Genomic DNA, 12,904 nt, shown 5'->3' on the forward strand with positions numbered 1-12,904 from the left:
ACCTAACGTTATCGTTGCTGGCTGAAGCGACTGCCTTGGCGCAATCACGACGCTTCTTATGGCCTGGGCTAGGCTATTGAGTTACGCTCCGCCGCTTTCGCGGATGATAGGAGGATGAGGGCTTACCATGCTCAGCAGACACGTTGACCCCGATACATTACTGCTTAGGATGCCTTCCCTTCGGGCTGTCAGAGCGTTTGTCGCCGCCGCTAAATATGAAAGCTTTACTCGGGCAGCAGAGGCCTTGTGCGTATCACAAGCCGCAATCAGCCGGCAGATTCGAGAGCTTGAGGACTCCTTGGGCGCTCAACTGTTCATGCGTTCCGGACGCACAGTAGAACTAACCGCCGAGGGAAAGATTTTTTTTGAGGCGGCGCAACTGTCGTTCGTTAATATCGCGCAGGCAGCTGAAAGAATTAGAACCGCTCCGACGCAGAAGCATATTCTGACCGTTTGTTGCTCGCCTGCTTTTTCTGCGTTATGGCTAACCGAGCATTTTCCGGAGTTTCGTGCGACCAACCCGGATATTGAGTTCAATCTGATCACCACTCAGAATTTCGTGAATATGGAACCTGGCGTAGAGCCGGACATCATCATTTCAAAAATTCGCAAGGTGGGGGACGGGTATAAAAGCTACCAGCTGTGCCACGATATTATTTATCCTGTTTGCTCTCCAGCATTTTTGGAAGCGCATCCCGAACTGACCTCACTTGAAGGGGTACGCGATTCTTCGCTGCTTAATCTGAGTCCATATGGACGCTCGGGCGTGGCTGAGCATGTGGACTGGGGGGTGTGGCTGGCCTTTCTGAACGTTGATATCGATGAGCGTCCTGCCGATTGTCCACCTATTTTTCATGCCAACGACTACAACCTGATCATGAATATGGTCCTGACCCACCAAGGTGTCGCATTGGGCTGGAATCAGCTTGTCGGGGCAATGGTCGAAAGGGGCCAGCTCGTTCGTCCCGTCGAGCACCAAGTGACGCTTCGAAACAGTCTTCATTACGTGGCTTGCAATGAAAGGTCTGAATATGAGGATGCCTGTCGGCGAGTACGGGACTGGATCCTTTCGAAGTTTTCAAGATGGAGCGTGTAGGTTTTCCCTCTGATTACAGAGCAGCTGTAAGCATGGAATTGTCCGGATTTGATGGCTCATAACGGCAAGTTATCAGTTGAGCGACGAAAATGTAGTTTTGCCGACTGAGTGAGCCGTCGTACCCTCTTGTTAAACATGGCTGGGACATGCGTATCGGCGTCTAAGTTGACGATTCTGCGCGCAGGCTTCGTTGTTCATGACGCCGTTTTCTGGACGTACTTGCCGTTAACCGTCAGGTTGATGTGTAGAGGATAATAATGAATAAGCCAACATCCGTGATTGACCTGATTCAAAAGCGCAAAGCACGTCACGCGCTACCTCGTGAACTGTATATCGAACCTGAGGTGTTTCGTCAGGATCTTGAGCAGATCTGGCACAAAGACTGGATTTTTGCCGGTCATACCTTTGAAATTGAAAAACCCGGACAGTACTTGACGTTGCAGATCGGCGACTATCCGATCTTGATCATCAGGGATAAGAGCGGCCAGGTCCGTGCTTTTCACAACGCCTGTCGTCATCGTGGTTCTAAAGTTTGCGAGCACGCCCAAGGCAAAGTCGCGAAGCTGGTGTGTCCTTATCACAAGTGGACTTTCGAGCTGGATGGCAGTCTTTTATTTGCCGGTAACATGGGGGCCGATTTCGACAGGACTCAATATGATCTGAAGCCGGTACATTGTGAAATTGTCCACACTTACATTTATGTATGCGTCGCTGATAAGGCGCCGGAGTTCGATAGTTTCAGGAACTCTGTAAGTCCTTTCATTGCCCCCCATTTCCTGGATAACTGCAAAGTTGCTTTCGAGTCCAATCTCGTGGAAAAGGGTAACTGGAAACTCGTCTTTGAAAACAATCGCGAGTGCTTCCATTGTGACGGTACGCATCCCGAATTGATGAACTCCTTTGTCGAGAACCTTTCGGTGGCAGGGGTAGGGGGCGAAGATGATCCCGAATTGACCGCGCATTGGCATCGCTGCGAAACCGCGGGTATGCCAAGCAAGCTCGTCATGGATCCGAATGGTCGTTTTCGTATGACGCGCATACCGCTTTCCGCAGGCGCCGTGAGTTACACAATGGATGGCAAGCCTGCTGTTGCGGGACGCCTGGATAAAAGCGGCGAGCCGGACATCGGAGCCTTGCTCTACTTTAACTACCCGTCTACCTGGAACCACTTTCTCGGTGACCACGCATTGAGCTTCCGCGTACTTCCAATCGGGCCTGGCGAAACGCTCGTGACGACCAAATGGCTTGTCCCCAGTACGGCCGTTGAAGGTGTTGACTACGATATCGACCGGCTGACAAAAGTCTGGCTCGCCACCAACGATCAAGACCGACGACTGGTCGAGGGCACCCAAGCGGGAGTTACCTCTCCGACTTACGAGCCCGGTCCTTTTTCGGACATCGCAGAAAATGGTGTATGCCAGTTCGATGATTGGTATTGCGAAACCATGCTGACGCGTCTGCGGGTCCAGATACCACTCAAACCGGTGGATTGATTTTCTTGCAACGATGGCCGGCGGTCCTGCGCTGGCCACTGCAGCATGTAAACAGCCCGGGAAGGGCTATTATTTCGGCCGCTCAAGAAGATCAAGGAGGGGCTCGATTCAATGTCCGAATTCGCATTTTCCGGCCTCAACCTGGCCGCGATCACGCCGTTCGATGCCCAAGGCAAAATCGACTATCCACGCTTCGAGACGTTGCTTGAGTGCTAATTTGGCGGTGGTTGCCTCGAACTGGCGCACGCGCCCATCACCATAGTGTCATGGGACGCTGCGTAGCTGACCAGCACAATAAGGACTCAACACAGTTTGATTCAAGTCAAACGAAGGCGTTCGTCGGCCGTCATGCTCTGAACAATACGTTGAGTCAGGTCCCGGGTCATGGCAGTCAAAAGATTCGTCAATGTGATCTCTGCCTTGCGTGGCTTCTGGCGGGGAAGGGTGCAATTGCTCCTTCATTTTCGATCAGGCGCAAGGCAATGGAGGAGGGAGGCTGTTCTGCTGTTAGCCACTTTGGCGGTGTTGGTGACGGTTTGTTTCGTCACGCTTCACTTCGCCTCGCGTGCCGTGCAGACGTTGATAAGTACCTGCACCACGCGGCTGGAGATTGAATTTGAACTAGCCGAAATAGAATACCCAGAAAGCGCGTCACCGCGAGCTCTATGTCAGTGCCTGGCTCATGCGCTTCTGGAAAAAAACGGCGTCGTTCCCCTGGCATTGGTCGAGGGTCTGAGTTTTGATCCGCTCAACCTCAAACCTGTGACTGAGGAGGATTCGCAGCGCTGCATAGATGCCTTGTGGTTTCCCGATATCGAACCCGTCAAGCTGGCGCGTTGAATATGGGGGGGACCAGGTTTGGCGACTCATGGATGCGATCCACGACCGAACCTGCGCAATTGACCGATTCGCTCCCTGTGAATAGCGACACAAGCTGCCCGTCCTGGGTATGCCATCTTCAGACTTCGTTAAGACACGGCCTCGATACTCTCCTCAGATTCCAGCAAACCCTACGTGGGCATTCGAGCGTCGGCGACATGACATTCATTCTGGGGGATGGCTTGCCGATGGATTTCGCCACGTTTTTCGCTCAAGTCCAGTATCGCCAGGCTCTGCTCATCGCCAACGGGCCCCGGTGCCGGTAGGTGATTGTCGAGCCCTACCGAACCTTTCACCGAATCCGTTCTGTCCGAGGAGTCCCCTTCATGAGTTTTTCCGACACCCTGCAAGAAGCCACCCGCCATGAGCACCTCAAGCCATGAAAGAGTATTTGTCGGTTTTCTGCTTGGCGCCTTGGGACGAGGCGCTTGGGCTGGAAGCCGCTGATCAGCAAGGCTCGGCCTAACCAGTCTCGGCGCACTGTATGATCGGCTGCCAGGCTGGCCCCTGGGATCCGGACAAGGCCGAGCCGTTGCTCGAGTGGGCGTTGCAACTCAACCCCAATGGCATTGATAGTCTGTACTTCTGGGGCGATCACCTCTACCGTCAAAAGCGCTATGGTGAAGCCAGGGCTGCGCGGTAAAAAGCCTTTGGCAGAGCCCCGACCAAGGCGGCAAAGCGCCGATGCCGGGCGTCGCAGGGGAATCGAAGCGGTGCTGGCAGATGTAGGCAGGAAACTCGACTGACAGGAGTGCGTGTGCGTTTATTACTAATCGAGGATGACGTGGCGCTGGGTGAGGGCATCCGTCAGGCCCTGAGTCGCGAAGGCTATACCGTCGATTGGCTGCAAGACGGTAGCAGTGCGCTGCATTCGTTGCTCAGTGAAACCTTTGACCTGGCGGTACTTGATCTGGGGCTGCCACGAATGGACGGCTTGCAAGTGCTGCGCCGCTTGCGCGAGAGCGGTAGCAACCTGCCGGTGCTGATTCTCACTGCCCGCGATGCCACCGAAGATCGTATCGCCGGGCTGGATGCCGGGGCCGACGACTACTTGGTCAAGCCCTTCGACCTGGCGGAACTAAAGGCCCGATTGCGGGCCCTGCTGCGGCGTAGCGCGGGCCGTGCCCAGGCGCTGATCGAGCACGCTGGCGTCAGCTTGAACCCCGGCACACAGCAGGTCAGCTACCAGGGCAAGCCGGTGGCACTGACGCCCAAGGAATATCAACTGCTCCACGAACTGCTCTCACCGCCAGGGCGGGTCATGACGCGTGATCATCTGATGCAGCTGCTGTACGGCTGGAGCGAGGAGGCCGAGAGCAACACGCTCGAAGTCCACATCCATCATCTGCGCAAGAAGTTCTCCACCGATCTGATCCGGACCGTTCGCGGTGTCGGCTACCTGGTGGAGGAGCACCAATGAGTTCGATCCGCCGCCGTACCCTGACGTTGATTCTGGGCCTCCTTTTCCTTGGCCTGTTGATCATCACGGTCTTCAACCTGCATGACAGCAACCACGAAATCGCCGAGGTGTATGACGCGCAGTTGGCGCAGAATGCCCGTTTGCTCCAGGGCGTCATGCGTATGCCCATGGCGAGCAAGGAGCATGCAGAGCTGTACCAGGCGTTCAACTCGGCCCTGGGGCTGGCGGCGCCCAAGGTCGATGGTCACCCCTATGAAAGCAAGATCGCCTTCCAGGTCTGGAATTCACAAGGCTCCGTGCTGGTACACACCTCCAGCGCGCCATCCTTCACCTCGCCACCGAGCGCTGCCGGTTTCAGTGAGGTGACGGACCAGAAGGACCACACTTGGCGGGCGTTCGTACTGGACGACCCGCAGTACGGCCTGAAGATCTGGGTGGGGGAGCGCGATGATGTGCGCGCCGATCTGGTGGATCGCATCGTTCGTCATACCGTGCTGCCCAATCTGATCGGCAGCGTGCTTCTTGCCGCAGTGATCTGGCTGGCCATCGGTTGGGGGCTCAAGCCTCTGGTGGACATGGCGGCAACATTGCGGGCCAGGCATCCGGGTTCACTCGAGCCCCTGCAGATGGTGCCGTTGCCTACAGAACTTGAGCCCATGCAGGCGGCGCTCAACCGTGTGTTGGCACAGATCCAGGACGTCATGGGCCGTGAGCGGCGCTTTATCGCCGACGCGGCCCATGAGATGCGCACGCCCCTGGCGGTGCTTCGGGTGCATGCACAGAACCTGATGGAGGCGGGGGATGAACAAAGTCGTCGCGAGTCCCTGGAACATCTGCTCGCCGGGGTTGATCGTACTACGCGCCTGGTTAACCAGTTGCTGACCATGGCGCGGCTTGAACCGCAGGTGGTTGCCGATGTGCCAGTCCCTATCGATCTGGCCGCCACAGTGCGTGCAGGCCTGGTGCCGATGACGCCCTGGTTATTGAGCAAGGGGCTCGAACCGGTGCTCGATGTCAGCGACGACATCGGCCTGGTTCGAATCGATCCGGTGGCCATCGATATTGCCTTGAACAATCTGGTGACCAACGCTGCCAGGTTTTCGCCGGCCAATGGCGTCATTACGGTACGGCTGGCCAGGAAAGATGACTGTTATGAACTGTCGGTTGAAGACCAGGGGCCGGGTATCGACGAGGCCGAACGTGAGCGGCTTTTCGAGCGATTTTATAGCCGTGGCAATGATCAGGGCGCGGGGTTGGGCCTGACAATCGTACGCACCATAGCTGATCGCCTGGGCGGTCAGATCCGTCTGGAGAACCTCCCCGCAGGAGGGTTGCGCGCCACCTTGAAAATGCGCGACGCTCAGGCGCTCCAGGCCTCTGCCAAGCTGCTTTCAGGTCGAAGATGAACGGCTGAGAAACCCAGTGATTTCGCTGGCCGTGCATATGACCTCAATCAACGTGGCAGAAACCAAAGCTGACAGGGTTGTTCTACAGGTCATCGGCGACGGTCATCCACCTCATTCAAACTGCTGCGGAGCAATCACCCACAAGCTGCACGGCATCTTGTACAGCAGGCTCTCCACGGTGCTTCCGATCAGCTTGTCCAGGCCGCCATAGCGCACGCGGCCCATGACGATGACATCGATGTCATGGGCGCCGGCGTAGCTGGCCAGTACCTTGGCCGGATCACCCATGATCATGCGTCGTTGTTCCGGCGCGATGCCATTGCGTTCGGCCAACGCGTCGAATGCCGCACCCTGGGATTCGTAGAGCTGTTGAGCCAGCGTCGAGGAGAAGAATGTCGAGCCGTTGCCAAAACCGTATTCGGCTGCGGTGATGGAAGAAAGGTCGTAGGCGTAGATGACTTCCAGTGCCGCATCGCAGCTGGTAGCCAGCTTATTGGCTTCGGCCAGGATACGATCATTGAGCCCCTTGTAGCGGCCATCGCGATGGAACGGATCGATGGCAGCCAGGATTTTGCGTGGACGCGCATGGACCACTTTGTTGACGAAGTGCAATGGCACATTGCATTCATGCAACAGATGCACGTCCAAAGGCGTGAACATCAGGCGCGGGATCCAGGACTCAGGGTCCACCGTCTTGATCAGCGCCTCCATCGGTGCTTCTTTGAGGTGGACCAGGATTTCCTGCAGGGGGCGCTCTACCCACTCTACTTCTGTCGTGACCTCGATACCGAGCTTGCGCAGGGGCCTGGCTTTCTCTTCCAGCCACTGCCGGTGGCGTTCAATGTAACCCAGCCGCATCTGCTCCAGTGCCTCTTCATTGACCAGGCCAGCCGTGGCCAGGCCTTCGAGGTAGTCGAAGGCGACAATATGCAATGCGGCGCCTTCGGCCTTGGCCAGGGCGGCGGCCCGATCGAACGCCGGATTTTGTTCCATCAGTGGCGAAACGACCAGCATCAAGCGTGGTTGCGTAGACATGATAAACCTCCTGGGCAAAGACCTGTTGGCGCCGGGCGACTTTCGCGCGGGCTATGTCCGGTATTGATCATGAGCGCGGTGAGCCTGGGTAACTTGATTTGCATCAAACACGCTTGAAAGCGTCGCATCGGCGCCGACGATGATCTGGCAACAGCGCAATCTTTGATCATGATCAATCCGCTCAGCGTAATCGGGCGCAGGCTGGTGCTTGAACTTGAAGTCCAGGCTCACCCGCCATGAGAGATTGGTCATGATTATTCGGCTTGAGGAGCGGCAGGCAGAAATGCGCTGGATGGTGCACCTGGATGCCTTTTGCATAGGTTTCAGGAGCGCTGGTGAAGCGCTGTCGTTTACCAGGACATTGCAGGCGCGAATCGACGCGCCCCATGTCTGGCCGCAAGACGTGATTGCGCGCACGCAAGCGTCGCAGATCGTTCATGCGGCGTCCCGATGAACGTGCGTCAAATGGCGCCATAGCGCCATGGCCGTGATCGAGGTCCTGGGCTTTGTCAACGCTGGCGCGGCGTTGGGAATCGGCCTGCTCGTGGGGCTTGAGCGTGAGCGGCGCAAGGGTGAGGAGGGCAGACGCGATTATGCCGGCCTGCGTACCTTTGCCGTTACTTCGATGTTGGGGTATGTCACGGCCTGGACCGGCGGACCTTTATTGCTAGGGTTTGTTGCGCTTGCACTGGGGGCACTGGTCACCATGGCGTATTGGAAAAACCTGGCCGAAGACCCTGGCATCACCAGCGAAGTGGCACTGTTTGCAGTGTTGGTATTGGGTGCGCTCTGCGTCAGTGCGCCGGCCTTGGCAACTGCGGTAGGCGTGGTGATGGCGGGGCTGCTGGCCAGCCGTCAGGTGTTGCATCATTTTGCCCGCAGCCAGTTGACCGCTGCCGAGTTGCGCGATGGCCTGACGCTGTTGATCACCGCGCTGGTCATACTGCCCCTCACCCCGGACCGTTACCTGGGGCCTTACAACGTCATCAACCTTCGCACCATTTGCGCCCTGACTGTCATGTTGATGGCGGTGGCGGCAATGGGGCACGTCGCGGTTCGTACCCTTGGCACTCGCTATGGCTACGCCCTCGGCGCAATTGCATCGGGGTTTGCCTCCGCTACGATGACTGTCGCGACCATGGGACACATCGCCGCGAAGGAGCCTCTCAATGTGAAGGTACTGAGCGCGGCCGCAGTGCTGGCCAACCTGGCGACGCTGGCACAGGTGGCGCTGATTCTCGGTGCGGTGGAACCGGCGTTGCTGCGTTGGTTGGGGTGGCCGCTGCTGTGCGGGGCGGTGACCGTACTGTTCTACGCCAGCGCATTGATGTTTACCCGACCCAGGGTGCGAGCTGAGGAGAGGATCAAGCACGGCGGGGCGTTCAGCCTGAAGCTGGCGTTGATGGTGGTCGTGGCAATGACCGTCATCACTGTTGTGTCGTCAGCGATGCTTGATGAATTCGGGCAGGCCGGGGTGGCCGCCACCGCAATTTTCAGCGGCTTGGTTGACGCTCATGCCTCGATGGCCTCCATCGCGTCCTTGGTCAAGGCCGGTTTGCTGCCCTTCGAGGCGAGCGCCGTACCGGTATTGTTGGCGATAAGCAGCAACTCCCTGAGCAAGTGCGTGGTGGCCTGGCTCAGTGGCGGGCGAAAGTTTGCTGCGCAGGTGATTCCTGGGCAAGTGCTGGTAACGCTGGCGATGTGGGTGGGGCTGCTGCTGCCGAGCTTTTGATCCTCAATGATGGCCAATTGAGGGAGATCAAGTCTGGCTTGCGGCACAGGTTCATTCTGAAGCCTCGATCCTTCAACGGGCTGTCGTCCCATGCCGAGGTGCTCCATGTCCCAGACTCAACGTTTATTACTATTGGCGCCTGACGCCATGATCCGTACGCCTGCGTTCGACCGTGCCACCGAGCTGGCGCTGGCGATGGACCTGCCGCTGCATATCGTCGCCATCGATTATCTGGAGCTATTGTCGGTAGCCGGTCTGTTCGCGCCCGACCAGGTCAAGAGCGCGCGCGACGGTTATCTGGAAACACATCGGCATTGGCTGTGGCAACAGGCCGAACTGGCGCGGCGGCATGGCATCGAGGTGACCTGTGAAGTGGTATGGAGCAAGGATGCCTATCAAGGTTTGCAGCAGTACATCAAGGAACTGCCGCTGGCATTGATCATCAAGGATGCACAGCCGGAGCCGGCGTTGAAACGGATCTTTTTCACACCGTTGGACTGGCGCTTGCTGCGCGACTGTCCTGTGCCGGTGCATCTGGTCACCGATTCGCGCAACCCCCGGCCTCGGCGAGTTCTGGCGATTGTCGACGTGCTGCGCAGCGAGGACCAGGACCTGGTGTTCAACGACCAGATCGTCAACGCAGCTCTCAAATTGGCCGAGCAATGCAATGCCGAAATCGAGTTGCTGCACGCCTTCGACTGGACCGCCATCTATGCGTCGGACATGGGTATTGGCGCGCTCCCCCTGGCTACTGGGATTTATGAGGCATTGGGTCAGGCGCAGCATGAGGTGTTCGAATCCTTGGCGGAGCGGCATGGGGTCGAGCCGCACAAGCGTCACTTCATCGAAGGGGCGCCGCTGCAGAGCATCTGTACGTTCGCTCGCGACCATCAGGTCGATGTGATCGTCATGGGAACCACGGCGCACCATGGCCTGGACAAGCGTCTGGGCACTACTGCCGAGCTCCTGCTGCAACGGGCGCCTTGCAGCGTCTGGGCGATCAAGCCGCAGGCGTGAAGGGAAAAATCTGCGCGGGGCCGTGGAGTGCGGCACTCGCGCAGTATCATCGCTAAAAGGCTAAAGATAGAGGCGGTGAATGACCTGCCGAGTGTCCTCGGGGTCGGTGCGGGTCTCGAACCCCAGGCTATGCGCCAGGTCGCGCATGGCGGCATTGCTGGCGGCATCAATGGAGTACATCTGGCGGTAGCCGTTTTTACGCGCCGCTTCTATCAGGTGTTCCATCAATAACGTCCCCAGCCCCAAATGCTGCCATTGGTCGGCGACGGTCACGGCGCACTCGCATTCGTGGTCAGCGGTAGCGCAGTAACGGCTGACGCCGATTTCGGTCAACTTGCCGTTGTCATGGACCAGGGCGATGTAGGCCAGGCGAGTCTTATAGTCGACGTCCATCAACTGATCGAGCATCGCCGCTCCGGGCTCACTGATTTGCGATAGAAAGCGCATATGCCGCGACTCCGGAGACAGGCGCTTGATGAAGTCATATTCGCGTTGGCGATCCTCATCCCGTAGTGGCCTGATCAGTACATGCCGGCCGTCTTTAAGCGCCTGAATCCAGTGCTTGCCACTGATGCTGGCGTACAGCGCGGCGGCGCGTTCGTTATGGTCTTTGACTGTGAGCATGGGGCGATCCTCCATCGGATAAGCGTGCGGTACGAAAAAAGCTTCGTATTCGCTGCAGTTCTACGCCGGTGGCGGCAGTCGATTCTGATCTGGATCAGCCTCGGCGTACCCAACCGTCGATTGCGCTGAACTTGATTCAGATCAAACCGCACGGGGCGTCGGTGGGCGCACGCTGCTACTCGTGCCGGATAATGCTCAATGCGAGGTGCCGGCTTCCGTTGAACAATCGGGTGGAGGTGTGCGATGGAGCAATACCAGCGTCTGCTATTGATCGTCGATCCCGACTTGCACCCCTCTGCTGCGATGCGCAGGGCCTGTGCCCTGGCCCGGGCCAGCGGTGCCGAATTGCATTTATACGTATTCGTCCAGCCGCCGGCACGTACACACCTATGGGGCGAGAAAACAGGCGAGGCGGACATGCAGTGTCATTTGCATCGCTATCGCCGCTGGATGGAAGAGGAGGCCGCGTTGCTCAAGAAAGAGGGGTTGAATGTGTCGACACGTGTGGTCTGGACCACTCATCCCCTGCTGGACATCCTTCGTTACGTCGAACAGTTGCAACCCGATCTGCTGATCAAGGACGTCACCCTCGAGCCCTTGCTCAAGCGGGTCTTTGCAACTCCCCTTGATTGCCATCTGTTACGCGATTGTCCGGTGCCGGTGCACCTGGTCAACCAGGCAGTTCACGGCATGCCGCGCCGGGTGCTGGCAGCAGTGGATCCCTCCGACCCCCAGGCCAATGCCTTGAATGAGCACATTGTCCAGGCTGCCGAGGTGATGGCCCGGCAATGCGAGGCTTCGTTGCATCTGTTGTATGCCTGCGACCTGTCGGCGGCATTCAACGGAGAGGCTTCGCTGCTGGCAGGGGCCTGGGACGATGATTTTGTCGAGGCTCTGCGTGAGTCGTTGCATGCGGCGTTCATCAACCTGGCCGAGCGCTGCGGTGTGCCGGCGCAGCGAAGACACTTCGTCGTTGGTCTGCCGGTACCGGTCATCCATGAGTTCCTCAATGAGTTCGAGGTTGATGTGGTGGTGATGGGGATCGAACATCGCGTGGGCCTGGAGCGCTTTATCGGCAGCACGACGGAGCGGGCCCTGTATTCGATACCGGGCAGTCTGTTGGCGGTCAGGGGATGAGCACGATGGCGCCATTGACCTGTCCGCTACGCAGTACTTCCAGGGCTTGATTGGCTTCGATCAAGGGCAAGCAGGTCACGGTGCAATGCACCGGGGTGTGTTGGATCTGCTGGAAAAATGCTACGCCATCGGCGCGGGTCAGATTGGCCACTGAACGCACGCTGCGCTCCTCCCATAGCAGGCGATAAGGAAAGCTCGGAATGTCGCTCATGTGAATGCCGGCGCACACCACGCTGCCACCTTTGGCGGTCGCTTGCAAAGCCAGCGGTACCAGCTCGCCGACAGGTGCGAAGATCAGGCTGGAGTCGAGCAAATGCGGGGGGAGTTGATCCGACGGGCCGGCCCAGGTTGCGCCCAGTGATCGGGCATAAGCCTGGCCAGCGTCATCGCCGGGGCGGGTAAAGGCGTAGACCTGCTGGCCTCGGCCCACGGCGACCTGGATCGCCAGGTGGGCAGCGGCACCAAAGCCGTAGAGACCCAGATGAGGGGCGTTCTGTGCCATTTGCAAGGCTCGGAAACCGATCAGCCCCGCACACAACAAGGGCGCCGCTTCGGCGGCATTCAGAGCGTCAGGGAGAGGGAAGCAGAAACGCGCGTCGGCGACGGTGTAATCGGCATAGCCGCCGTCCAGCTGGCAGCCGGTAAACAACGCCTGGTCGCAGAGGTTTTCCCTTCCGGAGCGGCAAAACTCACAGATTCCGCAGGTCCAGCCCAGCCAGGGCACACCCACTCGTCGACCGATCCAGTCGGTGGCTACTTGCGCGCCGACAGCGGTGACTTGCCCGACAATCTCATGGCCCGGCACCCGGGGCAGCCGCGCTTGGGGCAACTCACCGTCAAACAGATGCAGGTCGGTGCGGCACACGCCGCAGGCCAGGACTCTGATCAGCAGTTGCCCACGTGCCGGCACCGGCAAGGAGCGTTCTTCCAGTTGCAAGGGTTGGCCGGGGGAGTGCAGGACCATGGCACGCATGAGCATTCTCCTGTCTGAGCAGACGGTTCCATGTCGATCAGCCCGAACCTTCTAACACCCTAGCCTCCCTGGTTCTGATGTAAATCAAGTCG

General features: G+C 58.4%; 12 protein-coding genes and 1 pseudogene. 9 read left to right on the top strand and 4 right to left on the bottom strand.

The genetic code is table 11. From position 1 onward, the window contains the following. The first annotated feature begins 127 nt into the window (after nt 1–127). The 6 genes and pseudogenes from QZH45_RS12670 (at nt 128) to QZH45_RS12695 (ending at nt 6,294) form a co-directional block, all read left to right on the top strand. Nucleotides 128–1,096 (top strand): LysR family transcriptional regulator, encoded by a 969-nt coding sequence (locus QZH45_RS12670; RefSeq protein ID WP_024778795.1) that lies wholly within the window; start codon nt 128–130, stop codon nt 1,094–1,096. A gap of 257 nt (nt 1,097–1,353) precedes the next feature. Further along, nucleotides 1,354–2,589 (top strand): aromatic ring-hydroxylating oxygenase subunit alpha, encoded by a 1,236-nt coding sequence (locus tag QZH45_RS12675; RefSeq protein WP_024778794.1) that lies wholly within the window; start codon nt 1,354–1,356, stop codon nt 2,587–2,589. Between the two features lie 384 nt (nt 2,590–2,973). Further along, on the top strand, nt 2,974–3,429 hold the full coding sequence (locus tag QZH45_RS12680) for a hypothetical protein (RefSeq protein ID WP_024778793.1): 456 nt from the start codon (nt 2,974–2,976) through the stop codon (nt 3,427–3,429). Between the two features lie 457 nt (nt 3,430–3,886). Then, nucleotides 3,887–4,214 (top strand): annotated as a pseudogene (locus QZH45_RS12685) (hypothetical protein); the annotation flags it as partial. Between the two features lie 11 nt (nt 4,215–4,225). Then, entirely contained in the window at nt 4,226–4,888 is a 663-nt protein-coding gene (locus QZH45_RS12690) for a response regulator (RefSeq protein ID WP_024778791.1), read from the top strand. Next, the gene (locus tag QZH45_RS12695) at nt 4,885–6,294 is read left to right on the top strand and encodes an ATP-binding protein (protein WP_024778790.1); all 1,410 of its coding nucleotides are present in this window, start codon (nt 4,885–4,887) and stop codon (nt 6,292–6,294) included. Before QZH45_RS12690 ends, QZH45_RS12695 begins: the two co-directional genes overlap by 4 nt. 111 nt (nt 6,295–6,405) lie before the next feature. On the opposite strand, the gene QZH45_RS12700 is transcribed toward QZH45_RS12695, so the two are convergent. Together QZH45_RS12700 and QZH45_RS12705 are read right to left on the bottom strand one after the other, a co-directional pair. Beyond that, nucleotides 6,406–7,329 carry a universal stress protein gene (locus QZH45_RS12700; RefSeq protein ID WP_432783769.1) on the bottom strand — a complete coding sequence of 308 codons (924 nt, stop codon included), beginning with the start codon at nt 7,327–7,329 and terminating at the stop codon, nt 6,406–6,408. 181 nt (nt 7,330–7,510) lie between these two features. Then, nucleotides 7,511–7,768, bottom strand: a complete 258-nt coding sequence (locus QZH45_RS12705) for a hypothetical protein (protein ID WP_155254747.1) — start codon at nt 7,766–7,768, stop codon at nt 7,511–7,513. A 48-nt stretch (nt 7,769–7,816) separates the two neighbouring features. Here QZH45_RS12705 and QZH45_RS12710 point away from each other — a divergent pair, with 48 nt between their 5' ends. Together QZH45_RS12710 and QZH45_RS12715 are read left to right on the top strand one after the other, a co-directional pair. Next, on the top strand, nt 7,817–9,061 hold the full coding sequence (locus tag QZH45_RS12710) for an MgtC/SapB family protein (protein ID WP_024778787.1): 1,245 nt from the start codon (nt 7,817–7,819) through the stop codon (nt 9,059–9,061). 105 nt (nt 9,062–9,166) lie between these two features. Then, nucleotides 9,167–10,078: a universal stress protein gene (locus QZH45_RS12715; protein WP_024778786.1), complete on the top strand. Its 912-nt coding sequence runs from the start codon at nt 9,167–9,169 to the stop codon at nt 10,076–10,078. Between the two features lie 60 nt (nt 10,079–10,138). Here the strand turns inward: QZH45_RS12715 and QZH45_RS12720 are convergent, their stop codons facing one another. Next, nucleotides 10,139–10,702: a GNAT family N-acetyltransferase gene (locus QZH45_RS12720; protein WP_024778785.1), complete on the bottom strand. Its 564-nt coding sequence runs from the start codon at nt 10,700–10,702 to the stop codon at nt 10,139–10,141. A gap of 243 nt (nt 10,703–10,945) precedes the next feature. Between QZH45_RS12720 and QZH45_RS12725 the strand changes: the two genes are divergently transcribed. Continuing rightward, a complete protein-coding gene (locus QZH45_RS12725) occupies nt 10,946–11,839 on the top strand; it encodes a universal stress protein (RefSeq protein ID WP_053193790.1) in 894 nt (297 codons plus the stop codon). Here the strand turns inward: QZH45_RS12725 and QZH45_RS12730 are convergent. Further along, nucleotides 11,829–12,812, bottom strand: coding sequence for a zinc-dependent alcohol dehydrogenase family protein (locus QZH45_RS12730; protein ID WP_053193787.1), 984 nt, complete (start codon nt 12,810–12,812; stop codon nt 11,829–11,831). The two genes, QZH45_RS12725 and QZH45_RS12730, sit on opposite strands and share 11 nt — an antisense overlap. Between the last annotated feature and the right edge of the window lie 92 nt (nt 12,813–12,904).

Origin of the sequence: Pseudomonas corrugata (assembly GCF_050920615.1) — a bacterium.
GTDB classification, from domain to species: Bacteria; Pseudomonadota; Gammaproteobacteria; order Pseudomonadales; family Pseudomonadaceae; genus Aquipseudomonas; species Aquipseudomonas corrugata.

Excerpts from the sequence above, each read along its gene's own strand:
- QZH45_RS12670 (WP_024778795.1), top strand. The coding sequence starts at position 128 with ATGCTCAGCAGACACGTTGACCCCGATACATTACTGCTTAGGATGCCT.
- QZH45_RS12675 (WP_024778794.1), top strand. The coding sequence starts at position 1,354 with ATGAATAAGCCAACATCCGTGATTGACCTGATTCAAAAGCGCAAAGCA.
- QZH45_RS12680 (WP_024778793.1), top strand. The coding sequence starts at position 2,974 with ATGGCAGTCAAAAGATTCGTCAATGTGATCTCTGCCTTGCGTGGCTTC.
- QZH45_RS12695 (WP_024778790.1), top strand. The coding sequence starts at position 4,885 with ATGAGTTCGATCCGCCGCCGTACCCTGACGTTGATTCTGGGCCTCCTT.
- QZH45_RS12700 (WP_432783769.1), bottom strand. The coding sequence starts at position 7,329 with ATGTCTACGCAACCACGCTTGATGCTGGTCGTTTCGCCACTGATGGAA.
- QZH45_RS12705 (WP_155254747.1), bottom strand. The coding sequence starts at position 7,768 with ATGAACGATCTGCGACGCTTGCGTGCGCGCAATCACGTCTTGCGGCCA.
- QZH45_RS12715 (WP_024778786.1), top strand. The coding sequence starts at position 9,167 with ATGTCCCAGACTCAACGTTTATTACTATTGGCGCCTGACGCCATGATC.
- QZH45_RS12720 (WP_024778785.1), bottom strand. The coding sequence starts at position 10,702 with ATGCTCACAGTCAAAGACCATAACGAACGCGCCGCCGCGCTGTACGCC.
- QZH45_RS12725 (WP_053193790.1), top strand. The coding sequence starts at position 10,946 with ATGGAGCAATACCAGCGTCTGCTATTGATCGTCGATCCCGACTTGCAC.
- QZH45_RS12730 (WP_053193787.1), bottom strand. The coding sequence starts at position 12,812 with ATGCGTGCCATGGTCCTGCACTCCCCCGGCCAACCCTTGCAACTGGAA.